This window comes from Myxococcus sp. CA023, assembly GCF_010998615.1.
Classification (GTDB): domain Bacteria; phylum Myxococcota; class Myxococcia; order Myxococcales; family Myxococcaceae; genus Myxococcus.
Map to the genome: position 1 here is coordinate 35853 of NZ_JAAEAH010000019.1, position 23109 is coordinate 58961.

The following is a 23109-nucleotide window of genomic DNA, read 5'->3' on the forward strand; positions in this document are numbered from 1 at the left end:
ATGGGGTTCGAGGCTGTAAATCCGGGGTGGGCCTCGAAAAGCGGCAGAGAAAAGTTCACGCGGGAAGGTGGAACGGTGGGTGTGCGAAGGAAGCGAGTGGGAAAGGCCGGACAGCCGCCCACCGTGCTCGTCGTGGAGCCACGAGCAGCAGACCTGGAGCGGACCCGGCTGCTCCTGGCGGAGGCCGGCTTCCGGGTGGTGCCCGTGACGCGCTTCGACGCGGCGGTGCCACTCTTCGAGGTCATCCGCCCGGCCGCAGTGTTGCTGGCCGCGCAGGCGCCTGACTTCTCGGCCGTCCAGGTCGCGCGCCGGTTGCGGCAGCTCAGCCATGGCGCGGTGCCGCTGCTCTACCTGGTGGATGAGCGGGACGCCGAGGCCCGGCGGTACTGCCTGGAGCGGGGGCAGTGCGTGGACCTGGTGCCTCGTTCGGGCAGTGGCTCGGAGCTGGCGACGAAGCTTCACGCCCAGCTGAAGCTGAAGGACGCGGTGCTGCGGGCCGCCGCGGGGGAGGAGGCCGGCACGGCCCAGGCGCTTCATGATCCGGTGACGGGGCTCTACAACCGGCCCTTTCTGCTGGAGCTCATCAGCCTGGAGGCGCGGCGGGCGGAGCGCTACGGCGGCGGATTCTCCGTGGTGGCGACGGAAGTGGGTGGCTGGTCGGCCTTTCGCAAGGAGTTTGGACGCGGCATGGCGGAGCGTCTGCTGGTGTACAGCGCGGTGGTGTTGGGGCAGACGGTGCGCGACGCGGACGCGGTGGCACGGGTGGGGGACTGTCAATTCGCGCTGATGCTCCCGGGAACGCCCGCGGAGTCGGTTCAGGAGGTGGTATCCCGCGTGGCTGCGCGCTTCGACACGGCCCGTTTCCAGGTGGAGGGGAAGGTGGTGCGCACGTCACTGGAGCTGGGAACGGTGAGCTTCCCGGATTCGGTGGGCACGCCCACGCAGCTGTTGAGCGCGGCGCAGCAGGACATGCGACGCGCGCGTGAGTTTCGCCGGATGGTCGGGAGCACCTCCCGGTTGTCGGTGTGAGGGTGGGTAGGACTTCGATGCAGCGGGCGAGTGGAGGCGAGGGGATGGACCGGATCGCGGTGCTGGTGGTGGATGACGAAGAGGCGGTGCGCACGTTTCTGTCCGAGCTGCTCGGAAGCGCGGGGTACCAGGTGCGTTGTGCCGCGAGTGGCACCCAGGCGCTGGAGATGCTCTCAGGGGGCTCCTTCGACGCGGTGTTGCTGGACGTGGTGATGCCGGAGATGAGCGGCCTGGAAGTGCTGCGCCGTTACCAGTCCATGGGCGGCGGCGCGCCCGTCATCGTGCTCAGCGCGCTGGCGGGGGCGGACGACGCCGTTCGGGCGATGAAGATGGGCGCCAGCGACTACCTGGCCAAGCCGTTCGGCAACGACGAACTCCAGGACGCGCTGGCCCGGGCCCTGGGGACGCGGGCGCCGGAGCGTCAGGCCGTGGCGCCCGTCCTGCCCTCGCGCACGGTGATGCCGGTGGTGGATTCGGCGCAGGAGCAGCGCGTCCTCATCTCCACCTCGCCGGCCATGCGCCGCGCGCGTGCGCTGGTGGAGCGCATCGCCGACACGGACGTCCCCGTGCTGCTGCTGGGGGAGTCCGGCACGGGCAAGGAGGTCATCGCGCGGGAGATTCACGCGCGCAGCCAGCGGCGCAACCGTCCGTTCATCAAGGTGAACTGCGCGGCGCTGCCCGGCGAACTGCTGGAGAGCGAGCTGTTCGGCCACGAGCGCGGCGCCTTCACCGGCGCCACCGCCGAGAAGCCCGGCAAGTTCGAGTTGGCCGACCAGGGCACCATCTTCCTGGACGAGATTGGCGAAATGGCCATCCGGCTCCAGGCCAAGCTGCTCCAGGTGCTCCAGGACGAGGAGTTCTTCCGCGTCGGTGGCAAGAAGAGCGTGCGCGTGGACAGCCGCGTCGTCGTGGCCACCAACCGCGACCTGGAGAAGGAAATCGCGCTGGGCAACTTCCGCGAGGACCTCTTCTATCGCCTCAACGTGGTGGCCATCCGCCTGCCGGCGCTGCGCGAGCGCCGCGAGGACGTGGTTCCGCTGACGGACCACTTCCTCAAGAAGTACGGCCGCGGCTACCTCAGCGGCGTGTCCGAGCTGCCCACGGAGGTGCTGCACGCCTTCGCGGACTACGACTGGCCGGGCAACGTGCGCGAGCTGGAGAACATGGTCCGCCGGCTGTGCGTGCTGAAGGACCCGACGCTGGTGCTCGACGAGCTGCGGGCCGCGGTCCGCGCTCCCGCGAGCGCGCCGTCCCTGCCCACGTCCTACGCGGGTGACGACGGTGGCCCCTTCGGCCGCGCGCACGACGAGGGCTTCCGCACGCCGCCGCCCGCCGTGCAGGTGCTGGAGATGCCGTCGCGCGGCGCCGCCTTCGGACTGGCGTCCGTCGCGCCACTGTCTCCGCCCGCGCACTCGCCCATGGTGATGGAGTCCGCGAACGCGGTGGTGCCCGCGCCGCGCTACGTCAATCCCTTCGACGTGCCGCAGCCGCCGCCGCCGCCCGCGCCCACCGGGGAACTGTCGCTGAAGGACATCGGCAAACGGGCGGCGATGCTGGCCGAGCGCGAGGCAATTCTCGCCATGCTCCAACGCACCGCATGGAACAAGCGGCGCGCGGCCACCAAGCTGCGCATCAGCTACAAGGCGCTCCTCTATAAAATCAAGGAGTGCGGCATCATCGACCCGCGCGCGAGCGCGGAGCTGTAGGCGAGCCGTAACCGTCGCTTGCACTGTCCCCGCGGTCTCGCTATCGCGGGGACATGACGCCTCCTCTCGTCCTCCTGGGGTCTGGGTACACGCTCACGCGGCTCGCCGTGGCGGAGGCCCGCGCCGGGCGCGACGTGCTTGCGGCCACGCGTGACGCCGCGCGCCGCGCCGAGCTGGAGCGCGCCGGGGCCCGCGTCACCGACCTGGAAGACGCGCTGACGCGCACGGCGGGGGCTCACGTCGTCGTATCGGTGCCGCCCGACGCGGGGTTGGACACGCGCATCGCCTCGGCGCTGGCCGGCCAGGTTCCAGCGCGGCTCGTCTACCTGTCCTCCACCGGCGTCTATGGCCGCGCGCGGGGCCACGTGGACGAGGACACCCCGGTGGAGCTGTCCACGCCGTCGTCGCGAGAGCGCATCGAGGCGGAGTCGCGCTACCTCCCGCTGGGCGCCATGGTGATGCGCATCGCCGGCATCTACGGGCCCGGGCGCGGCATTCACACGCGCCTGCTTTCGGGCGCGCTCCGGCTGCCCGAAGGCGGCGGCGGACGCATCTCCCGCGTCTACGTCGATGACCTGGTGGAGTCCATTCGCGTGGTGCTGACGCGCGGCGAGCCCGGCGCCCTGTACTGCGTCGCGGATGACCGCTCCGCGCCCTCCGAGGAGCCAGTGGCCTGGCTCAGCCAGCGCCTGGGCGTGCCGATGCCACCCCGCATTCCCCTGGAGCAGCTCAACGAGACAGTGAGAGGCGACCGCGACATCTCCAACGCGCGCCTGAAGTCGCTGGGCTGGGCACCGCGCTACCCGGACTTCATCTCGGGGTACACGGCGCTCCTGAAGGCGGAGGGCCACGGCGCCGGACCGACGCAGCTCGTCATCCGCAGGCTGGTGGCGGAGGACGCGGAGGCGTTCAAGGCGCTGCGGCTGCGGGGGCTGCGGGACAACCCGGAGTCCTTCGCGGCCTCGGTGGAGGAGGACTCGGCGCAGTCCCTGGAGGCCGTTCGCGGCTGGCTGGTGGGGGCGTCCCAGTGTGTCCTGGGCGCCTTTGACGGTGGGCAGCTCGTGGGCGCGCTGGGGCTGAATCGCGAGTCCCGGGCCCGGCTGGCGCACAAGGCGGTGGTGTGGGGCATGTACGTGGCGCCGGAGGTCCGCTCACGGGGCGTGGGCCGACGGCTGCTGACCGCGCTCATCGACGAGGCGCGGAAGATGGGCGGCCTCAAGTGCCTGCTGCTCGCAGTCTCGGTGGGGAACGCGCCCGCGCACGCTCTGTACCGCTCGCTGGGGTTCCGGACCTATGGCGTGGAGCCCAACGCGCTGAAGGTGGGGGAGACGTTCCTCGACGAGGAGTTGATGGTCCTCACCCTGTGAGCCGAGGCGGGTGACAGATTCTTGAGGGGCCGGTGTTCCAGGAGACGCGCGAGGCCGGAGGCGGCAGGACACGGGAACCGAGGGCTTTTCGCCGCGCTGGAGACGCACTGCGCATGGCACCTGGCACCCCTGACTGGCTTCTGGAGCGAATCATCCTGCGCGAGCTGCCGCCAGAGGCGCTGTCCGCCGCGCGAGCCCGGATCGAGCGTGAGCCCGGTGGCGCCGCGAGGCTGGCCCGGCTGGAAGCGGACTCCCGCCAGACGCTGGCGCGTCATCCGCCCGCCGAAGTCGCCGCCGAGGTGGCCCGGCGCGAGCGCGAGTCCCAGGTCCGCACGGAGACAGCGCGGCGCGACAACTCGCAGGGGTGGCATGGGCTGTCACTCAGCGTCCCCGTGGCCGCCTCGCTGGCGCTGCTCTTCATGTCCGCGCCGGAGGAGCAGCCGGAGCAGTCCAAGTCACCGGTGCCGCTCATCGTGATGCTGGACACCGTGCGCATCAAGGGTGGGCCGCGCCTGCGGGTCCACCGGCAGGGCGCGGGCGAGCCGGAGCTGCTCGGCGAACAGGCCCGGGCGCGCCGCGGTGACGTCCTGCAACTCAGCTACGTGTCGGGTGGAAGCCGCCATGGTGTCGTGGTGTCGGTGGATGGGCGCGGCGCCGTGACGCTGCACCATCCCTCGACGCTGACGGGAGACACGGCGCTGGGCCCGGGCGAGGCGGTGCCGCTGGCCCATGCCTACGAGCTCGATGACGCGCCGGACTTCGAGCGCTTCCTCTTCGTCACGTCCGATGCACCCCTGGAGGTGGCGTCGGTCCTGGAGGCGGCGCGCGCGCTTGCCCGGCGGCCCACCGACGCGCGCACCCTGCCGCTGACACTTCCGGATACCCTGGGCCAGACGTCCTTCACGTTGGAAAAGGTGCGGTGATGACGCGGTCCCTCCTGTTTTCGCTCCTGCTCGTGCCCGCCCTGGCCGCCGCGGCTCCCTCGTCCTCGGCGCCGCAGGCGTCGGTGCGCCGCTTCGCGCTGCTGGTGGGCGTCAACGACGGGGGTGAGGGACGTGCCCGGCTCCGGTACGCCGTCACGGATGCGCGCTCGTTCGGCGACGTGCTGGAGGAACTCGGAGGGGTGCAGCCGCAGGACAAGCTGCTGCTGATGGAGGGCGACCGCGCGGCGCTGGAGTCCGCCCTGGTCCGCTTCAAGGCGATGCTGGCGGCGGCGACCACGCCGGGCACGCGCATCGAGGCGCTCATCTACTATTCGGGCCACTCCGACGAGCAGGGGCTGCTCCTCCAGAAGGACCGCTTCGGCTACCGCGAGCTGCGCAAGGCGCTGGAGTCGCTTCCCGCCGACGTGCGCATCGCCATCCTGGACTCGTGTGCGTCCGGCACGCTGGCCCGCCAGAAGGGCGGAGTGCGGCGTCCGGCCTTCATGGTGGATGCGTCCTCCGCGGTGCGAGGCCATGCCATCCTCACGTCGTCTTCCGAGGATGAGGTATCCCAGGAGTCCGACCGCATCGGCGGCTCGTTCTTCACCCACAACCTGGTGTCCGGCCTGCGCGGCGCGGCGGACGTCTCAGGGGACGGCCGGGTGACGCTGCACGAGGCCTACCAGTTCGCCTTCCACGAGACGCTGGCCCGCACGGAAGAGACGCGGGCCGGGGCGCAGCACCCCGCGTATGACATCGAACTGGCGGGCACCGGCGACCTGGTGATGACGGACCTGCGCTCCACCGCCGCGGTGCTCGTCCTGGGGGACCTGGTGGATGGGCGGCTCTACGTCCGCGATTCCCAGGGACGTCTGGTGGTGGAACTGAAGAAGTACGCGGGCCGCACCACCGAGCTGGGGTTGCAGAAGGGCCGTTACTCGGTGATGCGCAAGGTGCTGGACCAGACTTCGCAGGCGGAGTTCGAGCTGGGGGAGGGCGGCCGTACGGTGCTGGCGGCCTCCGCCTTCCGTGCGGTGCAGGGGGAGCTGACGGCCATGCGCGGCGGTGGGCCCCTGCCTGAGACGCTCTCCGCGGGCGCTGGCGTATCGGAGGTCGCGGCGGCGAGCAGCGGGCGCCGGTCGCGCTTCGTCAACGTGGGCCTGTTCCCTGGCCTCCAGACGAATGACCTCATGACTTCCGGCGTGCCCGTGGACAACCACCTCTCCCTGTCCATGGGCGTGTCCCGCATGGCGCGGCTGGACGGCGTGGCGATGGCCCTGGGCGCGAACGTGGCCACGGACAAGGTGGACGGGCTGCAGCTGGCCCTGGGCGCCAACGTGGTGCGGGGCGACATGTCGGGCACGCAGCTGGCAGTGGGCGGCAACTGGACGCACGGAAAGGCGGAGGGCATCCAGGCCGCGATCGGGCTCAACGTGGCGCGGACCAGCGGCTCGCTCGGGCAGCTCGCGGTGGGCGCCAACGTGTCCGGCACGTCGCTGGTGGGAGCGCAGCTGGCCGTGGGCGGCAACTGGACGGCGGGGAACGTCGACGGTGTGCAGGGCGCGGTGGCGTTCAACCATACGCGGGACCGGATGACGGGCCTCCAGGTGGCCGTGGGCCTGAACTGGGCGGCGGAGGCCCGGGGCGCGCAGCTGTCCCTCGTCAATGTGGGCGGTGACGTGAAGGGCGCGCAGGTGGGAATCGTCAACGTGGCGGGGCGGATGAGCGGGCTCCAACTCGGGCTCGTGAACGTGTCGCGGGAGCTGGATTCCGGTGTTCCGGTGGGCCTGGTGAGCATCGCGCGCAACGGCCAGTTTCACGTCGAGGCCTTCGGTAATGACTTCAACTACGCCAACACCGCTATCAAGGTGGGCAGCCGCTACCTCTACACGACGCTCGTGTTGGGCATGGGCACCATGGAGGGCGCGCGTGGCCCCAGCCACTGGTCGCTGGGCCTGGGGCTCGGCGCGCACATCCTGGTCTCCGAGCGCTTCTTCCTGGACGTGGACGCGGTGACGAACACCCTCTACGACTGGAACATGTCCTTCGAGGGCAACCGCCGCCTGCACCAGCTCCGGCTGGTGGCGGGGTTCCAGGTGGCGCGGAACCTGGCCATCATCGGCGGGCCCACGCTCAACGTGTTGCACGACTCCAACGGTGAGCCCGTGTCGAACCTGAGCCGTCTGTCGAACCTGGACGCAGGGGGCGTGCTCCTGTGGCCCGGTGTACAGGTGGGCCTGCGCATCTGAAGTAGGGGCCAATGGCTCCCATCAGCGGGGCGAAAGCGCGCCCAGGAATGACGTCTTTCCATGGGGACTTCCCCGGTGAGAGGCTGACCCTCCGGCCCGAGAGCGTGGCCGGTGTCACCCTTTCGCTGGGGGAGAGATGTCCAAGTTGCTGTTCGCGGCATTCAATGACGGCGTGAGCCTGTCCATGGCGGGCAATCACGAGGCGGCCATCCTCGCGTTTGACAAGGTGCTCGCAGTGGACCCCAAGCACGTCCCCGCGCTCACGGGGAAGGGGGCCTCGCTGGCCACGCTGGAACGCTTCGAGGAGGCGCTGCGCTGCTTCGAGCGCGCCATCGAAGTGGACCCCACCGAGGCCGAGGCCCACCGCGACGCCGCCCTCTGCCAATTGGAGCTCGGAGAGCCAGAGGCCGCCGCGCAGTTGCTCCAGCGCGCCATGCAGCTCAACCCCACGCCGGGCTACCGCGAGTCCGCCGCCGTTCAAATCTACAACCTGGGCAATTCGCTGCTGACGCGGGGCTCCCGTCGCCCGGACAAGGCCCGCTACCGTCAGGCCCGCCACGTCTTCGAACTGGCGCTGACGCTGTCCCCCGGCTCCGCCGAGTGCGCCCGGGCCCTGGCCGACGTGTGGGAGCACCTGGGCGACACTGCTCAGAGAAACCACTACGCCCAACTCGCCACCCGGCTCCGCCCCGTGCCGGCCTAGCAGGCGGCCCGCCGGGGCCTGGACGACACGAATCCCCACTCCGGTTTCAAGTCCGGACGCGGCAATGCGGTTCGAAGTGTTACATCTGCCGCGGCCTTTTTCCGTTACACTTCACGCAATTCGCGTAAAGTCAGACAGCGCCGCCCGGGAGAACTGAAGATGATCGTCATGCTCGAGCCGGACTCGCCTGAGTCCGTGGTGTCCGCCGTCCTCCAGGTTGCTTCCCAGTACAAGGGAGTGACGCCTCGGACGCACGTCATCGGTGGCGCCGAGTACACGATTACGGAGGTCTACCTGCTGGGTTCCACCGCGCAGGTGCCCGTGGAGCCCTTCGAGCAGATTCCCGGTGTGCGGCAGGTGGTGCGCGTGTCGCAGAAGTACCGCGTCATCGGCCGGCACAAGGGTCAGCGGACGTCCGCCGGCTTCGAGTACAACGGCGTCACCTTCGACGAGCGCTCCGTGAATGTGTTCGCTGGCCTGTGTGCCGTGGACAACCCGGAGAACGTGGACACGATGATGGCGGCGCTTGCTCGCTGCGGCATCCGCACCACGCGCATGGGCGCCTACAAGCCCCGCACCAACCCCTACGAGTTCCAGGGCCTGGGCGCCGCCTGCCTGCCCTGGGTGTTCGAGTCGGCGGGCAAGCACGGCATCAAGGTCATCGCGATGGAGGTGACGCACCCGCGTCACATCGACGAGATTCGCGACGCGCTGGAGCGCTCCGGCAACGCCACGGGCGTCATGCTTCAGGTGGGCACGCGCAACGCGCAGAACTTCGAGCTGCTCAAGAGCATTGGCCAGCAGCGTGTCTTCCCGGTGCTCTTCAAGCGCGGCATGGGCATCACCCTGGAGGAGTCGCTCAACGCGTGTGAGTACGTGGCGAGCGAGGGCAACCCGAAAATCATCTTCTGCCTCCGCGGCGTGAAGACGCACCTGGGTGACCCGCACCGCAACATGGTGGACTTCGCCCACGTGCCCGTGGTGCGCCGGCTGACGCGCCTGCCGGTGTGCGTGGACCCGTCGCACGCCATTGGCCAGGCCGCGCCGCCGCCGGACGGACTGCCGGACATCTTCCACGCCATTGGCCAGGGGCTCATCGCGGGCGCGTCCATGGTGCTGGTGGACTTCCACCCGCACCCGGAGGCCGCCCTGTGTGACGGCCCCCAGGCCCTGCGCATGGAGCAGCTCCCCGCGCTGCAGCGCTACGTCCAGCTGGTGCGCTCCGCGTACGAGACGGCCGTGCAGAACGGTGACGGGCTCCAGGCCACCAGCGCCTGAGCGGGCTTCACACCACGCCGTAGCTTCCGAGCACCCGCAGGGTGACGCAGGCGGCCTGGGCCGCGGCCACCGCCTCGCGCACCCGCGGGTCCTCCAGCGCGCCGTCCACGTCCAGGCACCACACGTACTCCCAGGCGCGGCGCTGCGGCCGGGACTCCAGCCGCGCCACGTTGAGGCCGCGCGAGGAGAAGGCGCTCAGCACGCGGAACAGCGCGCCCGGCCCGTTCTCCACGGTGAAGGCCAGCGCCGTCTTCCGCCGCGTCCACGTCCGTTCGGGCGCGGGCCCCAGGGCGATGAAGCGCGTGAAGTTGTCCGGCGAGTCCTCAACGCCTTCCTCCAGCACGGCCAGGCCGTACAGGCCCGCGGACATGCGGCTGGCGATGGCGGCCGTGTGCGGAGGCTTCTCCTCCGCCACCTTTCGCGCGGCGATGGCGGTGTTCGTCTCAGACAGCGGTGTGATGCCCCGCCGGCGCAGGTAGCCCGCGCACTGCGCCAGGGCCTGCGGGTGGGAGAGGGCCTGCTGGACGTCGTCCAGTGCCAGGCCCGGTGGGGCCAGCAGGCAGTGGCGGATGCGCAGGGACAGCTCGCCCGTCGCCGGCACGTCATGCTCCAGCAGCAGGTCCACCGTCTCCGCCACGGGCCCGCCCAGCGAGCTCTCCACCGGCACCACGCCGCCGTGCACTCGGCCTTCGGCCACGGCTTCGAAGACGGCGCGGAAGGTGAGGCAGGGGACGGCCTCCACGTCGGCGCCATGCAGCGCGCGCAGGGCCTCTTCTCCGTAGGCGCCAGGCTCGCCCTGGAAGGCGATGCGCCGCGGCGACTCAGGCATGAGGCGACTCCGCGCGCGCATACGTCCCCAGCACGCGCAGCGACGAGGTGAGCGGACGGATGTCGTCCAGCGCCGCCGTCACCGCCGCGGAGGCGGCGTGGCCCTCCACGTCCAGGTAGAAGCGGTACTGCCACGGCTGCCCCGGGATGGGGCGCGACTCCAGCTTGCTCAGATTCACGCCGCGCAGGGTGAGCCGCTGGAGCATCTCTCCCAACGTGCCGGGCTTGTGTTCCAGCACCACCAGCAGGGACGTCTTGCACGGCACGCCGGGCGCCAGGGGCGTGGCCTCGCGGCCCACCTCCACGAAGCGCGTGTAGTCGAAGGCCGGCTGCAAATCGCCCGCGAGCACCTCCAGGCCGAAGCGCTGCGCCGCCGTCTCGCTGGCGATGGCCGCCACCGACGCGTCGTTGCGCTCGCGGACCTTCTGCGCCGCGCCGCCGGTGTCCACGTCCGGCACCGCGCGGGCCCAGGGTACCTTCTCCCGGAGGAACGTCTCACACTGCGCCAGCGCCTGCGGATGGGACAGCACCTCCCGCAGGCCTTCCAGCTTCGCGCCCGGCAGGCCCAGCAGGCGGTGGTCCACCTGGCTGACCAGCTCCGCGGTGATGACCACGCCGCCCTCGGCGAGCAGGTCGTACGTCTCGTTCATGCTGCCCGCGGTGGTGTTCTCGATGGGCAGCAGCACCAGGTCCTGCTCACCGCGGCGGAGCGCCTCCACGGCCTCTCGCGCATGGTCGAAGCCGGACAGCAGCACGCCGCCCGCGCGGTGCCCATAGCGGCGGCGCGCGGCCAGGTGGCTGTAGGAGCCCTCCACGCCAGGGTAGGCCACGCGCAGGGGCGTGGTGTCCAGGCGGGTGACGAGCTCGTGCTGCCGGGCCACGGACATGTCGATGAAGAGCCGCCAGATGCGCTCCACCTCGTGCGGGTCCAGGCCGTGCTCCGCGGCGCGGGTGCGGATGCGGCGCAGGAGCAGGTCCTCGCGGCGCTGGTCCCGGAAGGGCGCGGCGGCGGCCAGCTTCGCCCGGGCGACGTCGTCCGCCAGCGCCATTCGGCGGCGGAGGGCATCGAGAATCTCCTCGTCGATGCGCTCGATGGAGGTCCGGATGAGGTCGAGGTCGGGGAGGGTGGTCATCACGAGGCTCCGAGGTTGCGCCACATGAGGTGGTGCGGGCCGATGCCGGGCAGGTCGAAGGGCTCGCCTCGCTGCGCGAAGCCCTGCGCGCGGTAGAACCCGGAGGCCGTCATCCGCGCGTTGCACCACACCTGGGAACCGCCCTGCCGCGCCGCATGCTCCATGCAGGCCTTCAGGAGGGCGGCGCCATGGCCGTGCCCACGCAAGGTGGCATCCACCGCCATGCCTCGCAGGCGCCAGGCCGTGGTGGCGCGCAGCGCGTCCGGCGGCGGCTCCCGATACAGGGAGGCCACGCCCACCAGGCGGCCCTCCGTATAGACGCCCAGGTGGAGCGTGTCCGCGTCGTCATCCCCGGGGTAGACGGCCATCTCCGGAGGCTGGTTGGGACGGAGGATGGCGTGGCGAAGGCCGCGCGTCTCCCGCGCCGGAATCTTGCGGATGTCAGTGGCACTCACGGCGCCGGAGTATGCCTTCGGGGGTGGCGCCCCACCAGCGTCACCGTACTACTTCGGTAGTACTGTCTTCCCCATCTTCAACACCTGCTTGAAGTGCGTGGCGGTGACGGGGGCCACGCTCAGCCGGCCGCGGGTGACGAGCGGAAAATCCTTCAGTGCGGCGGTGGCCTTGATGGTGGCCAGGTCCACCGGCTGCGTGAAGGGGACGACAGGCCCCATGAAGGTGGCGGCCCAGTCCTCATCGGGTACGGTGGAGTCCGGTCCCGGCGGCGTGAGCACCTGGGCCACGCCCACCACGGCCTTGTCCTCGTTGGAGTGGTAGTAGAGGCAGAGGTCCCCGGGCTTCATCGCCCGGATGTTGTTGCGCGCTTCGAAGTTGCGCACGCCGGTCCACTCCGTCTTCCCGTCCTTCTCCAACTGGGCGTAGGCGTAGACGGAGGGCTCGCTCTTGATGAGCCAGAACTGTTGCTTGGCCATGGCGGCGCACCTTATTGGTCCGAAACCGCGCGCGCCAAATGAAAGAGGCCGGCGCCACGCGCGGGCGCCCGGCCTCTTTCGTTACATCCGGACTACGCCTGCTTCGCGACGCTGGTGGCCGCCGTCGCCGGCGCCTTGTTCGTGAGCAGCGCGCTGCTCGCGTACAACGCCAGGCCCACCACCGCGACCACCGCGGCCTCCATCTGCGTTGCGAAGGCCACACCCATCAGGGTCATGGCTCCCGTGCCCATCGCGAACGACGCCGCCGCTGCCCCAGCCGCCTTCCTCATCCGACCATCCCCCGTTCTCGCGAACTCATCACGCGTTGTGGACTTCATTGCCTCGCACGAACCTCGGTCCAAGACGCGTGCCAGCCTCCTGCCCCGGGAAATGGGAAGCGGGAGGGGCCGCGGAGGGAAAAGTCGTTCCCTGTTCAGAGCAATGCCTGAAGAAAGCACCGGGTGGGACGCGGGTACGATGCCGGAAAAATTTCCTGAACCCCATGGGGTCTCCCAGGAGGGCACTTCGTAACCCACTGCTATCCAAGGGCTTTCCCTCCCTCCAGTACGTGGCACACGCGCTGCTAAGGCAACGCCGCCGGAAGCAACGTCCGGCCGCGGTAGGGCCGGAAGCGCGACACACGCTTTTGAGGGAGAGCTGACGATGGGCAAGACGAGCGCGGGGGTCTGGACGGTGTTGGGCGTGGTGCTCCTGGGGGGCTGCGCGCACCAGCCGCAGGTGAAGGTGGACAACACGGAGCAGCCCTACCGGATTGGCCGCGAGGACGTGCTGGACGTCGCGGTGTGGCGTGACGCGGAGCTGTCCCGGACGCTGCCGGTCCGTCCGGATGGCTACATCTCCATGCCCATGGTGGGCGAGGTCCATGCCGCGGGCAAGACGCCCACGGAGCTGGCCGACTCCCTGAAGGAGGCCTTCCAGCCGTACGTGCAGGAGCCGCGCGTGACGGTGATTGTCCGCGAGGTGAACAGCAGCCGCGTGTTCGTCACCGGCGAGGTGGCCCACCCGGGCGCCTATCCGCTGCGCGGCCGCGTGTCGCTGCTGCAGGCCATCGCGCTGGCGGGGGGCTTCACGGACTTCGCCAACTCGGACGGCATCGTGGTCATCCGCACCGACAGCAAGGGCGGCCAGATTCCGGTGCGCTACAGCGACCTCATCTCTCCGGATGGCGGACACGAGGTCATGCTCCGGCCGGGTGACACCGTCGTCGTTCCGTGAAGGGTGATGACGCAGTGGGCGTCGTGGACGTGGGTGGGGGTTGGCGTGTGGGACGGAGGGCGACGGTGAAGGGCAACTGGAAGAAGTGGCTACTCGCGGGCCTCATGTTCGGTGCACCTGCTGCGCAGGCCGCGACGGTATGGGAGCCCAGGCTCCGGCTGACGGCCGAGGAGCGGTTCGACGACGACCTGCGGCTGGGCGGTGGCGGCACCGGCCAGTTGATGACGAAGGTGACGCCGCGGCTGGGACTGGAGGCGAAGGACGCGCGGCTCACGCTGGACAGCTTCTACGCGGCCGACCTGCTGATGCGGCATGGCTCGGGCAGGACGACGCTGGACCACCGGGGCGGGCTGGAGGCCCGGCACCAGATGACGCGTCGCCTGCGGCTGGACACGGCGATCCAGGTGTTCCGTGTCACGGACCCCAGCTCGCTGCCGCGTGACGGCCTGGCTCGCTCCACGCTGCCCACGTTCTTCACGCAGGCGACGCTGGGCGTGACGAACCGCGTGGCGGAGCGGCTGGACGTGCGCGCGGGCTACCGCTTCGAGGCGGTGCGCATCATCGACGTGGGGCAGCGCGCGGGGTACGCGCACACGCCCTCCATCGAAGGCTGGTACCGCGCCACGCGCCGGCTCAGCCTGGGCTTGGAGTACCGGTACCAGGGCTTGCTCTATGAGGGGTCGCTGAGCCAGTCGCACGGCGCGGCGCTGGGGTTGCGGTATCGGCTGACGCGGCCTACCACCTTCACCGTCCGAGCGGGCCCCGTGCGGTACCTGGCGCCGGTGGGCCAGCAGGGTGGTTGGGTTCCGCGAGTGCACGTGGAGCTGCAGCGCGAAGGGGAGATGTTCGACGTGGGCGTGTCGACGGGGCACGACCTGGTGGGCGCGAACGGCTTCACCAACGCGCTGTGGGCGGACTACGCGTCGGTGATGTTGGCGCGCCGGTTCACCCAGAAGTTCTCGCTTTTTGGCGCGGCCAGCTTCTTCCGCAACGGGCAGGCCCCGTCGCTGGATTGGGCCGTGTTCAGAGGAGCGCCGCGGGTGTCGCAGGGCTACGCGGTGAGTGGTGGTGTGGAGTACCGCATTGACCGGCGCCTGTCGGCGCAGGGGGCGGTGGATCGGATCGCTCAGGTTGGGCTGGCGGATTCGGCGAGCGCGGTGGACCTGACGCGCAATGTGTTCGCCGTCCGTCTGGTGGTGACGCCTTGGTAGCTACAGCGCGTGGGATGGAGGAGGAGCGGAACATGGAGCGAGGGATGACGGCAGACCAGCTTCTGGGAGCCCTGTGGCGGCGCAAGGCCCTGGTCGGTGCCATCGCAGCAGTGGTCTTCGTGGTGGGCGCAGCCATCGTGATGACCCGGCCAAGCATGTATGAGGGTTCAGTGGTGGTCCGCGTGGAGCCGCAGCGGCCGGGTGAGGAGATGGTGCAGCGCACGGTGAGCGAAATCATCGAGCAGCGGCTGCTCACCGTTCGCCAGGAGCTGCTGGCGCGTCCGGTGCTTCAGAAGGCCATCGAGGAGATGAACCTCTATCCGGACATCGTTTCGAAGAAGGGCATGGAGTCCGCGGTCACGCAGATGCGCAAGGACCTCACGGTGCGCGTGGAGGGTGAGACGGCCTTCGAGCTCACCTACGCCAACCGCGACCCGCAGGTGGCGGCGCAGGTGGCCAACCGCCTGCCGACCCTCTTCTCCGATGAGACGCTGAAGATTCGCCAGGCGCAGGCGGCTCGCGCCACCGACCTCTTCAACGAGGAGATGGTTCAGCTGGGCAAGGCGGTCAGCAACTGGGAGGCGAAGATCTCCCAGTTCAAGGTGGACCACCTGGGCGAGCTGCCCGAGCAGATGGAGATGAACATGCGCGGCCTGGAGCGCGTGTCGCACCAGCTCCAGACGAAGTCCGAGGAGCTGCGTGTCGCCGAGGGCCGCCGCTCCGACCTGGCCCGCGCTCGCAACGCGGTGGACAGCGAGGCCGGCCGGCTCGAGGCCGCGGAGAACGGGCTCACCCGCTCCCTGGTCAACGCGCGCACCACCTGGACGGAGGACCACCCGGAGGTGAAGCGCCTGCAGACGGAGCTCGACGGCATGTCGACTCGCCGCAAGGAGGCCGAAGGGCGGCTGTGGGCCGAGCGCGCCGAGCGCGCCCGCGTGGCCACGCTGATTGGCAACATCCAGCAGGAGATTCAGGACCTCCAGAAGCAGGCCGAGGCGTACCAGGGCCGGCTGAACAACACCCCGCGCTGGGCGCACGCGCTGGCGGTGATGAACCGCGACTACGAAATCGCGCGCACCAAGTACCAGAGCGTGGTGAGCCGCAAGGTGGAGGCGGAGATCGCGCAGGAGCTGGAGGCCAAGAGCGCCAAGAGCCTGTTCAACGTCATCTCCCCGGCGGGCGTGCCGGCGACCCCGGCCCGGCCGGACCGCATGACGGGCATGCTCATCGTCTTCCTCCTGGCCCTGGGCCTGGGTGTGCTGACGGGGGCGGTGCTGGAGATGCGTGACGACAGCCTGCGCGATGGCACCGAGGTTCGCCAGCGCCTGACGCTGCCGGTGCTCGCGGTGGTCCCGCAAATGCAGGGCAAGACGGAGCGGCGGATTCTGATGCCGGCTTCGGGGGCTCGAAACAGCGTGTCTAACCCCACGTCGTTGAACTGAGTCTTGCCGGAAAAGGACGGAGGACAGACATGGATCAGACGATGGAGCGGGCGGGCAACTTCCTCCCCCGAGTGGATGACAACCCGACGGGCGGCAACGCGGTGGACCGCCGGGTGGTGACGCTGACGGCGCCGGCATCGGCCGCGGCGGAGCAATACCGGAGTCTTTACTACAGGCTCGAGCGGATGCGGGACCTGCGGCCGATGAAGGTCGTCGCGCTCACCTCGGCGATGCCCGGGGAAGGCAAGACGGTGACGAGCGTCAACCTGGCGCTCGCCGCGGCCCGGGCGAACCCGGAGCGCCGCATCCTGCTGGTGGATGCGGACCTGCGCCGGGGCGGTGTGGCGGCCATGCTGGGCATGCGCAACAAGACGGGCCTGGCGGAGCTGCTGGCGGGGGACTGTGAGGTGCGGGACGTGGTGCGGCGGTTCAACTCCACGCGCCTGGCCCTCATCCCCGCGGGCGTCGCGCCCGAGGACACCGCGCAGGTGCTGGCGAGCGGCCGGATGAAGCAGTTCCTCAAGGCGGTGCGTGATGGCTTCGACGAGGTCTACGTCGACCTGCCGCCCACGCTGCCCTTCGCGGACGCGGCCATCCTGGGCCATCAGGCGGACGGCGTGCTGATGGTCATCCGCGCCAACGTGACGTCGGGCAAGGCGGTGCACCAGGCGGTGGAGAGCCTGGGCGGCGCGCCCATCGTCGGGTGCGTGCTGAATGGCGCGGAGGTCCACTCGGTGCCGTATCTGAAGAACTACGAGAAGAAGTAGCGGCGGGTGGCTTGGGTTCCGCTTCCCGCCTCCTGGTGACAGGGGGCGGGCCCGGAGGTGGAAGAGGGTCGGGCGGGTAGGTTGGAGGGGCACGTGCTCCGCGTTTTTCACCATTATTTCTCTGCAAAGAAGCTGACGTTCTTCCTCGCCGAGAGTTCGGCAATCGCGTTGGCCTGCGTGATGGGCGCGGCGGCCTGCGCGGCACTCTTCGCGCCTGAAGGGACACACACGCCGCTGTCGCAGCTGTGGCCCACGCTGCTGTGGATGGGCGCGGCGTTCGTCATCACCTTCCAGTTCACGCTGTACCTGTTGGACTTGTACGATCTCCGTGTGGCCGCGGAGGACCGGGTGAGGGGATACCGGTTCCTCAAGGCCGCGGGTGTCACGGCAATGGTGGCGGGCGGCGTCATGCTCGTCACCCCGCTGGTGGTGCCGATGCAGCTTCCGCCGGGCACGCTGCTGGGCGGGGCCATGGGCGCCCTGGCCGGGACGTTGATGGTGCGGGTGTCCATCCGCGCCCTGGTGGGAGCGCCGCACTCGGTCCTCATCGTCGGCGAAGGGCCCAAGGCTCGCGCGGTGGCCAGCGCGATTGATGCGGGCGGGGAGGGCACCTACCGCATCGTGGGCCTGACGGACCCCCGCACCTCGGGCGAGGTGCTGGAGCAGACGGCAGCCCGGCTGAACGCGGCCTATGTGGTGCAGGCCGCGGATGACATGCGCGGGGCCAATTGGGTGGACGGCCTGCTGCGCTGCCGGCTCCAGGGCCGGCGGGTGTATGAGGCCTCGGGCTTCTGCGAGCGGGTGCTGCGCCGGATTCCGGTGCAGTTCCTGAGGGCGAGCGACTTCGCCTTCGCGGACGAGCTCACCGTGTCCCCGCTGCGCCGCACGCTGAAGCGGGGCTTCGACATCGCGGTGGCATCCCTCCTGCTAATGCTGTCCGCGCCCTTCCTGTTGCTGGTCGTGGTGGCCATCAAGCTGGATTCGAAGGGCCCCATCTTCTACCGGCAGGAAAGGACCGGGCTGTTCGGGAGCACGTATCACCTGTGGAAGTTCCGCAGCATGCGCACGGACGCGGAGAAGGACGGCGCGGTGTGGGCGAAGGCGAACGATGACCGTGTCACGCGGGTGGGCCGCTTCATCCGCCGCACGCGCATCGACGAGATTCCCCAGGTCTTCAACATCCTGACGGGAGACATGAGTTTCGTGGGGCCCCGCCCCGAGAGGCCAGTGTTCGTCGAGCAGTTGAAGCAGCAGATTCCGTTCTACGGCCTGCGGGAGGCCGTCAAGCCAGGCCTGACGGGGTGGGCTCAGATTCGCTACCCCTACGGCGCGTCGGTGGAGGATGCGAGGAACAAGCTGGAGTTCGACCTGTACTACGTGAAGAACGGTTCGCTGTTCCTGGATGTGGGAATCATCTTCCACACCGTGAGGCATGTGCTTCTCGGTCGTGGGGCGCGGTAGGGCATTTCGCTTTCCCGGCCTCCGCTGAGGGAGGCCGGGAGGTGGGCCCGCCTGGGGAGGCGGGCTGGGGCGTTGTGGATGGGGGTAAGCGTCATGGTGGGAATGGACATGGAAGCGCCGCTGCCCGCGGAGTGGGCGGAGGCCCGTCGCAGGCTGGAGCTGGAGCGCCAGGGCAACGAGGTGCTTCAGGGGCGGGTGGACCGGCCGACGCGCATCGTCGCCATCGGCGGAGGCACGGGGTTGCCCATGGTGCTGCGCGGCCTGGCCCGGCGCGCGACACCGAAGGCCCGGGAGCCCGGCATCGACATCACCGCGGTGGTGGCCATGAGCGACGACGGCGGCAGCTCGGGCCGTCTGCGGCGCCAACACGGCGCGCTGCCTCCGGGCGACATCCGCAACTGCCTGGTGGCGCTGGCGGGTGGAAAGAACGCGCTCAAGGACGTCTTCCAGTTCCGCTTCGGCGGGGCGCGCGGCTTGGCGGGCCACGCGGTGGGCAACCTGCTCATCGCCGCGCTCGCGGAGCTGAAGGGGGACTTCATGGAAGCGGTGCGCATGTCCGGGGAGCTGCTGGGCGCCCGGGGCCACGTGCTGCCGTCCACGCTGGCGTCCGTGCAGTTGGTGGCGCAGATGCATGACGACACGGAGGTGGTGGGGGAGCGCAACATCTGCCGCGCGCACGGCCGGGTGCGCCGCGTCACGCTGAGTCCTCGCTCGCCGCCGCCCACCGAGGGCCTGCTGGAGGCCATCTACACGGCGGACCTCATCGCCATCGGTCCGGGCTCGCTGTACTCGAGCGTGCTGCCCAACCTGCTGGTGGACGGCGTGGCCCAGGCGCTCAAGGAGACGCGCGCGCTGAAGGTCATGGTGGCCAACCTGATGACGCAGCCGGGGGAGACGGATGGCATGTCCTGCCTGGACCACGTGCAGGCCGTCACGGACCACGTGGGGCCGGTGCTGGACGCGGTGCTCGTCAACGGCACGCTGCCCACGGAAGAGGCGACCCGGCGCTATGCCCGTCGCGGCTCGTTCGTGGTGTCGGCCAACCCGCGGGACTTGATTGGCGCGGGCGTGGTGCCGGTGCAGGCGGACCTGCTCAAGGCAGGGTCCAGAATCCGACACGACAGCCGCAAGGTCGCCGCCTGCCTGCTGAAGATGGCCCGCAGCGGGTTGTAGCCGCGAACCTCCATCACCACCTTGGGCACCCGACACCTCATGGAAGCAAGAGACCTTTCTGCCTCGCCGCGCGTCACCGAAGTAACGGGACGCGCGGCCTTCATGTCCCTGGAGTCCGAGTGGAACGCGCTCGTGGAGGCCACCTCCAACGAGCTGTTCTACCGGCATGAGTTCATCCGCATCTGGATGGACAACTTCGTACCCGGTGTGAATCCGCGCGTGCTGACGCTGCGGGACACGGACGGGCGCCTCGGCGCGGTGCTCCCGCTGCGGGAGGAGCGCACGACGCTGCTGGGTGTACCGGTGCGGCAGCTGTCCGCGGCGGCCAACGCCCACTCCTGCCGGTTCGACCTGATGGCGAAGGAACCGGAGGTCGCCGCGGCGGCCTTCGTGTCCCACCTGCGCTCGGCTGGTGGCTGGGATGTGCTGCGGCTCACGGATGTCCCCGACGGTGGGGCCGCCTGGTGGCTGCACGCGGCGGCGCGCGAGTCCGGCCTGCCCGTGGGCGAGTGGGAGTCCCTGTGCTCCCCGTATGTGCCGCTGCCGGCGACCCGCGATGCCTTTCAGAAGACACTGCAGTCCAAGTTCAAGGCCAACTGCCGTCGTCGCCGCCGCAAGCTGGAGGAGAAGGGCCAGCTCACCTTCGAGCGGGTGGACAGCGGGCTCGGCCTGGAGGGCACGCTGGAGGAAGGCTTCCTGCTGGAGCAGAGCGGCTGGAAGGGCGCGCGCGGCACGGCCATGGCGCAGGATGCGCGCACGCGCGGCTTCTACACGGAACTGGCGCGGGACTCCGCCTACCGCCAGCGGCTGGCGCTGTACTTCCTGAGGCTGGACGGCCGGCCGGTGGCGTTCCACTACGGCCTGGAATACGGCGGGCGCTACTTCCTGCTGAAGCTCGGCTACGACGAAAGCCTGCGTGAGTGCAGCCCGGGCCAGCTCCTGGTGGATGAGGTCATCGGGGCCTGCATCGACCGGGGCCTGCACGAGTTCGACTTCCTGGGGCCCGACATGGTGTGGAAGCGCGACTGGACGAAGGAGGTCCGGCGCCACACCTGGCTCTACGTGTTCAATGACTCCCCCTTCGGCCAGGCGCTGTGTGCGGCCAAGTTCCGGTGGGGGCCCGCGGTGAAAGAGGTGGTGTCGCGATGGAGACGATGAAGCACTCTGGCCGGCTGTTCGTGCCGTCACTGCCCACGCTGTGGCCGCACATGCTGCTGGCTCGGCCGAAGCCCGGCGCGCTGCCGCCGTTCTCCTCGCCCAACGTCCGCTACTTCTACTTCGCCCGCAACGCCATCTGGCTGACGGTGAAGATGCTGGGGCTGGATTCGGGCGAGGTGTTGATGCCCGCCTACCACCACGGCGTAGAGGTGGAGGCCCTGGTGGACGCCGGCGCCACGCCGCGCTTCTACCGCGTGGGCAGCCGCTGGGACGTGGACCTGGACGACGTGGCCCGGCGCATCGGCCCGAAGACGCGGGCCCTGTACCTGACGCACTACGCGGGCTTCCCAGGCCCCGTCGCGGAGATGCGCAAGCTGGCGGACCAGCACGGCCTCATCCTCATCGAGGACTGCGCGCTGTCGCTGCTGTCCTCCGACGGCGCGGTGCCCCTGGGGACGACGGGAGACGTGGGCATTTTCTGCCTCTACAAGACGCTTCCGGTTCCCAATGGGGGCGCGCTGGTCGTCAACGGCCCGCGCCAGTACAGCCTTCCGGAGCCGCCCGCGCCGCCGTCCGTGTCCACCTTCAGCCACACGGTGTCCGCGCTGCTGCAGAACCTGGAGCTGCGCGGCGGCCTGGCCGGCCGGGCCCTGCGCAGCGCCGTGCGCACGCTGGGGCATGGCACCGTGAAGGTGGCCAGCATCGAACGCGTGGCCACGGGGACGCAGCACTTCGACCGCAAGCACGTGGACCTGGGCATGAGCCCGCTGACGAAGCGGATTGCCCTGGCCCAGGACCTGGAATCCATCGTCGAGCAGCGGCGCCGCAACTACTTCTTCCTGTTGGGCCGGCTGCGCGACATCTCCGCGCCGCTGTTCAACCAGCTGCCGCCGGGCGCGTGCCCGCTGTTCTACCCGCTGTTGGTGCAGGACAAGGCGGAGGTGCTGGCGCGGCTGCGCGCGCAGGGCATCGACGCCATCGACTTCTGGAAGCGCTTTCACCCGGCCTGTGACGCATCGGCCTTCCCGGAGGTGGCGCAGCTGCGTCGCTCCATCGTGGAGATTCCGTGCCACCAGGACCTGACGCCGGAGGTCATGGCGGACGTGGCGCAGGCGGTGCGCGAGGCCGTGAAGTCGGACCATCGGACGAAGAAGCGCGCGGGGTGAAGTTCATTCGGGGAACAGGGACGGGGCGGCTGCCCCTCCGGGAGGACGGGCGTTGATTCGGGAGGATGAGCTGTCGCAGGGAGCGTGGGCCACGCACCCGTTGGAGGTAGGCGCCGTGGGCAGCCTCTCCACGCTGGCGGGGATGCGGGAGGAATGGGCCGCGCTGATGGATGCGAGCGACGCGGGGCCCTTCAACGCCTGGGAGTGGGTGTACCCGTGGTGCCGGCGCATCGCCACGGGCCGGCGCCCGCTGGTGCTGACCGCGCGCGACGTGGCGGGCACGCTGGTGGGCCTGATGCCACTGGGCGTCGAGTACCTGGGCGTCACCGGCGTGCCGGTGCGGCGGCTGAGCTTCCTGGGGGAGACACACGTCGGCAGTGACTACCTGGACGTCGTGGCGCGGCGGGGCCGTGAGCGCGAGGTGGCGGGCGCCTTCGCGCGGATGCTGCACGCGCTGCGCGACGAATGGGACGTGTTGGATTTGTCGGACCTGCGTGAGGACTCGCCCACCGTGGACGTGCTCCGGGAGACCTTCTCCAGGCAGGACGTCCGCGTGGCGCCGCGCTACGTGTGTCCGTATGACACGCTGACGCCGGACGAGCCCTTCGACGCGTTCCTCAAGCGCACGGGACGCCGCGACAACTTCCTGCGGCGGCGCAAGTGGCTGGAGAAGCAGGAGGGCTACCGCATCGAGCGCACGGACGCCCCGGGCGAGCTGGCGGCGCCGCTGACGGACTTCTTCCGCCTGCACTCGGCGCGGTGGGCCGCGGATGGGGGCTCGCAGGGCATCAAGGGCTCGGGCGTGGAGGCGTTCCACCGCGATGCCACGCAGTTCCTGGCGGAGCGGGGACGGCTGCGCCTCTACACGATGAAGGTGGGCGGCCTGGCCGTGGCGTCGGTGTACGGCATCCTCCACCGCGACACGTTCGTGTACTTCCAGTCCGGTTATGACCCGGCGTGGCGCAATCGCAGCGTGGGCCTGGTGCTGGTGGGCGAGACGTTCCGCGACGCGATGGAGGCCGGCCAGACGGAGTACGACTTCCTCCGGGGCACCGAGACGTACAAATCCGACTGGGTGTCCAAGCAGCGGCGCACGCTGTCCGTGCGGGTCCATGCCGGGACGTGGGAGGGGCGCTGGTTCTCCCAGTCCGAATCCCTGGCACGCCTGCTGCGCAACGGTGCCAAGGCGGCGATGCCGGACACGTTGGTGGAGAAGGTGCGGCGCTTCCGCCGTCGGCGGGCCGCGGTGAACTGAGCGTCGAAAACGCCAGCGGCGCCTGCCTCGACCACTCCGGGTGGTTGGGGCGGCGCCGCGGGTGCTTGCCGGTGAGGGCAGGGGGCTGGGCG

Annotated in this window: 21 protein-coding genes; 16 read left to right on the top strand and 5 right to left on the bottom strand. The window is 70.1% G+C overall.

The window, feature by feature from the left end; genetic code table 11:
* The 7 genes from F8M74_RS10675 to F8M74_RS10705 all read left to right on the top strand — a co-directional run bounded on the left by F8M74_RS10675 (position 1) and on the right by F8M74_RS10705 (position 9255).
* Positions 1-1029 carry a GGDEF domain-containing protein gene (locus tag F8M74_RS10675; RefSeq protein WP_141257585.1) on the top strand — a complete coding sequence of 343 codons (1029 nt, stop codon included), beginning with the start codon at positions 1-3 and terminating at the stop codon, positions 1027-1029.
* Positions 1030-1073: 44 nt separating this feature from the next.
* A complete protein-coding gene (locus F8M74_RS10680) occupies positions 1074-2735 on the top strand; it encodes a sigma-54 dependent transcriptional regulator (protein ID WP_141257584.1) in 1662 nt (553 codons plus the stop codon).
* A 53-nt stretch (positions 2736-2788) separates the two neighbouring features.
* A complete protein-coding gene (locus F8M74_RS10685) occupies positions 2789-4102 on the top strand; it encodes a GNAT family N-acetyltransferase (RefSeq protein ID WP_141257583.1) in 1314 nt (437 codons plus the stop codon).
* A gap of 113 nt (positions 4103-4215) precedes the next feature.
* Positions 4216-5025 (top strand): ActD protein, encoded by an 810-nt coding sequence (locus F8M74_RS10690; RefSeq protein WP_141257582.1) that lies wholly within the window; start codon positions 4216-4218, stop codon positions 5023-5025.
* The gene (locus F8M74_RS10695) at positions 5025-7274 is read left to right on the top strand and encodes a caspase family protein (RefSeq protein ID WP_141257581.1); all 2250 of its coding nucleotides are present in this window, start codon (positions 5025-5027) and stop codon (positions 7272-7274) included. The genes F8M74_RS10690 and F8M74_RS10695 overlap by 1 nt, the downstream gene beginning before the upstream one ends.
* Before the next feature lie 136 nt (positions 7275-7410).
* Positions 7411-7977, top strand: a complete 567-nt coding sequence (locus F8M74_RS10700; protein ID WP_141257580.1) for a tetratricopeptide repeat protein — start codon at positions 7411-7413, stop codon at positions 7975-7977.
* Between the two features lie 159 nt (positions 7978-8136).
* Positions 8137-9255, top strand: coding sequence for a 3-deoxy-7-phosphoheptulonate synthase (locus tag F8M74_RS10705; protein ID WP_141257579.1), 1119 nt, complete (start codon positions 8137-8139; stop codon positions 9253-9255).
* Between the two features lie 7 nt (positions 9256-9262).
* Here the strand turns inward: F8M74_RS10705 and pheA are convergent, their stop codons facing one another.
* The 5 genes from pheA to F8M74_RS10730 form a co-directional block, all read right to left on the bottom strand.
* Positions 9263-10084: a prephenate dehydratase gene (pheA, locus tag F8M74_RS10710; RefSeq protein WP_141257578.1), complete on the bottom strand. Its 822-nt coding sequence runs from the start codon at positions 10082-10084 to the stop codon at positions 9263-9265.
* Positions 10077-11216: a bifunctional chorismate mutase/prephenate dehydratase gene (locus F8M74_RS10715; protein WP_141257577.1), complete on the bottom strand. Its 1140-nt coding sequence runs from the start codon at positions 11214-11216 to the stop codon at positions 10077-10079. Before F8M74_RS10715 ends, pheA begins: the two co-directional genes overlap by 8 nt.
* Positions 11216-11671: a GNAT family N-acetyltransferase gene (locus F8M74_RS10720; RefSeq protein WP_141257576.1), complete on the bottom strand. Its 456-nt coding sequence runs from the start codon at positions 11669-11671 to the stop codon at positions 11216-11218. The genes F8M74_RS10715 and F8M74_RS10720 overlap by 1 nt, the downstream gene beginning before the upstream one ends.
* 48 nt (positions 11672-11719) lie before the next feature.
* On the bottom strand, positions 11720-12148 hold the full coding sequence (locus F8M74_RS10725; protein WP_141257575.1) for an EVE domain-containing protein: 429 nt from the start codon (positions 12146-12148) through the stop codon (positions 11720-11722).
* Between the two features lie 92 nt (positions 12149-12240).
* The gene (locus tag F8M74_RS10730) at positions 12241-12438 is read right to left on the bottom strand and encodes a hypothetical protein (protein WP_228560503.1); all 198 of its coding nucleotides are present in this window, start codon (positions 12436-12438) and stop codon (positions 12241-12243) included.
* Positions 12439-12811: 373 nt separating this feature from the next.
* Here F8M74_RS10730 and F8M74_RS10735 point away from each other — a divergent pair, with 373 nt between their 5' ends.
* The 9 genes from F8M74_RS10735 to F8M74_RS10775 all read left to right on the top strand — a co-directional run bounded on the left by F8M74_RS10735 (position 12812) and on the right by F8M74_RS10775 (position 23017).
* Positions 12812-13384, top strand: coding sequence for a polysaccharide biosynthesis/export family protein (locus F8M74_RS10735; RefSeq protein WP_141257573.1), 573 nt, complete (start codon positions 12812-12814; stop codon positions 13382-13384).
* Between the two features lie 65 nt (positions 13385-13449).
* Positions 13450-14595, top strand: coding sequence for a hypothetical protein (locus F8M74_RS10740; RefSeq protein WP_171410345.1), 1146 nt, complete (start codon positions 13450-13452; stop codon positions 14593-14595).
* Positions 14596-14609: 14 nt separating this feature from the next.
* A complete protein-coding gene (locus tag F8M74_RS10745) occupies positions 14610-16037 on the top strand; it encodes a Wzz/FepE/Etk N-terminal domain-containing protein (RefSeq protein WP_141257571.1) in 1428 nt (475 codons plus the stop codon).
* A gap of 29 nt (positions 16038-16066) precedes the next feature.
* The gene (locus F8M74_RS10750) at positions 16067-16804 is read left to right on the top strand and encodes a CpsD/CapB family tyrosine-protein kinase (protein ID WP_141257570.1); all 738 of its coding nucleotides are present in this window, start codon (positions 16067-16069) and stop codon (positions 16802-16804) included.
* Between the two features lie 93 nt (positions 16805-16897).
* Complete coding sequence (gene exoE, locus F8M74_RS10755; RefSeq protein WP_141255069.1) at positions 16898-18265, top strand: polyisoprenyl-phosphate hexose-1-phosphate transferase ExoE; 1368 nt, start codon at positions 16898-16900, stop codon at positions 18263-18265.
* Positions 18266-18358: 93 nt separating this feature from the next.
* The gene (yvcK, locus tag F8M74_RS10760) at positions 18359-19438 is read left to right on the top strand and encodes a gluconeogenesis factor YvcK family protein (protein ID WP_141255068.1); all 1080 of its coding nucleotides are present in this window, start codon (positions 18359-18361) and stop codon (positions 19436-19438) included.
* A gap of 39 nt (positions 19439-19477) precedes the next feature.
* Positions 19478-20596 carry a GNAT family N-acetyltransferase gene (locus F8M74_RS10765; protein ID WP_141255067.1) on the top strand — a complete coding sequence of 373 codons (1119 nt, stop codon included), beginning with the start codon at positions 19478-19480 and terminating at the stop codon, positions 20594-20596.
* A complete protein-coding gene (locus F8M74_RS10770) occupies positions 20593-21762 on the top strand; it encodes a DegT/DnrJ/EryC1/StrS family aminotransferase (RefSeq protein WP_141255072.1) in 1170 nt (389 codons plus the stop codon). The genes F8M74_RS10765 and F8M74_RS10770 overlap by 4 nt, the downstream gene beginning before the upstream one ends.
* A 52-nt stretch (positions 21763-21814) precedes the next feature.
* Entirely contained in the window at positions 21815-23017 is a 1203-nt protein-coding gene (locus F8M74_RS10775; RefSeq protein WP_141255066.1) for a GNAT family N-acetyltransferase, read from the top strand.
* Positions 23018-23109: the final 92 nt, after the last annotated feature.

What these genes read in the sequence shown, in the direction of transcription:
- F8M74_RS10690 (WP_141257582.1), top strand. Translation starts at nt 4,216, where the DNA reads ATGGCACCTGGCACCCCTGACTGGCTTCTGGAGCGAATCATCCTGCGC.
- F8M74_RS10730 (WP_228560503.1), bottom strand. Translation starts at nt 12,438, where the DNA reads ATGAGGAAGGCGGCTGGGGCAGCGGCGGCGTCGTTCGCGATGGGCACG.
- F8M74_RS10680 (WP_141257584.1), top strand. Translation starts at nt 1,074, where the DNA reads ATGGACCGGATCGCGGTGCTGGTGGTGGATGACGAAGAGGCGGTGCGC.
- F8M74_RS10745 (WP_141257571.1), top strand. Translation starts at nt 14,610, where the DNA reads ATGGAGGAGGAGCGGAACATGGAGCGAGGGATGACGGCAGACCAGCTT.
- pheA (WP_141257578.1), bottom strand. Translation starts at nt 10,084, where the DNA reads ATGCCTGAGTCGCCGCGGCGCATCGCCTTCCAGGGCGAGCCTGGCGCC.
- F8M74_RS10715 (WP_141257577.1), bottom strand. Translation starts at nt 11,216, where the DNA reads ATGACCACCCTCCCCGACCTCGACCTCATCCGGACCTCCATCGAGCGC.
- F8M74_RS10765 (WP_141255067.1), top strand. Translation starts at nt 19,478, where the DNA reads ATGGAAGCAAGAGACCTTTCTGCCTCGCCGCGCGTCACCGAAGTAACG.
- F8M74_RS10725 (WP_141257575.1), bottom strand. Translation starts at nt 12,148, where the DNA reads ATGGCCAAGCAACAGTTCTGGCTCATCAAGAGCGAGCCCTCCGTCTAC.
- F8M74_RS10735 (WP_141257573.1), top strand. Translation starts at nt 12,812, where the DNA reads ATGGGCAAGACGAGCGCGGGGGTCTGGACGGTGTTGGGCGTGGTGCTC.
- F8M74_RS10675 (WP_141257585.1), top strand. Translation starts at nt 1, where the DNA reads ATGGGGTTCGAGGCTGTAAATCCGGGGTGGGCCTCGAAAAGCGGCAGA.
- F8M74_RS10685 (WP_141257583.1), top strand. Translation starts at nt 2,789, where the DNA reads ATGACGCCTCCTCTCGTCCTCCTGGGGTCTGGGTACACGCTCACGCGG.
- F8M74_RS10770 (WP_141255072.1), top strand. Translation starts at nt 20,593, where the DNA reads ATGAAGCACTCTGGCCGGCTGTTCGTGCCGTCACTGCCCACGCTGTGG.
- F8M74_RS10705 (WP_141257579.1), top strand. Translation starts at nt 8,137, where the DNA reads ATGATCGTCATGCTCGAGCCGGACTCGCCTGAGTCCGTGGTGTCCGCC.
- yvcK (WP_141255068.1), top strand. Translation starts at nt 18,359, where the DNA reads ATGGTGGGAATGGACATGGAAGCGCCGCTGCCCGCGGAGTGGGCGGAG.
- F8M74_RS10700 (WP_141257580.1), top strand. Translation starts at nt 7,411, where the DNA reads ATGTCCAAGTTGCTGTTCGCGGCATTCAATGACGGCGTGAGCCTGTCC.
- F8M74_RS10695 (WP_141257581.1), top strand. Translation starts at nt 5,025, where the DNA reads ATGACGCGGTCCCTCCTGTTTTCGCTCCTGCTCGTGCCCGCCCTGGCC.
- F8M74_RS10750 (WP_141257570.1), top strand. Translation starts at nt 16,067, where the DNA reads ATGGATCAGACGATGGAGCGGGCGGGCAACTTCCTCCCCCGAGTGGAT.